1 protein-coding gene is annotated in these 293 nt (G+C 65.5%); it reads right to left on the bottom strand.

The features are described 5' to 3' along the window. Positions 1-293 (bottom strand): FHIPEP family type III secretion protein (locus tag SB725_RS30700; RefSeq protein ID WP_410923128.1); only part of this gene is annotated, 293 nt, incomplete at both ends.

Consider the following 293-nt stretch of genomic DNA (forward strand, 5'->3'; position numbering starts at 1 on the left):
GCTTGTACAGAATCTGGTTCAAGTGGGTGGCGACCACGGTACTGGCGTCCACCACGGTGTAGCCCAGGGACTGCGCCTGCGGCCGTTGGCTGATTTCGATCCACACCGCTTCCAGACCAAAGGCCGGGTCCCGAGCGGAGATGCCGTTGAGCGTGCCATAGACCTGCCCCGGGTTGATCGCCAGCTCGCGATCCGGATAGATCTCCGCTTCGGCCAGGATCACCCCCATCAGGGTCAGGCGGTAGGCGCTCGGCGCCGGGTCCAGCGTGTCGCGGACATGCACCGTGGGCATG

It is taken from the genome of Pseudomonas sp. SIMBA_041 (assembly GCF_046535095.1).
Classification (GTDB): Bacteria; Pseudomonadota; Gammaproteobacteria; order Pseudomonadales; family Pseudomonadaceae; genus Aquipseudomonas; species Aquipseudomonas mucoides.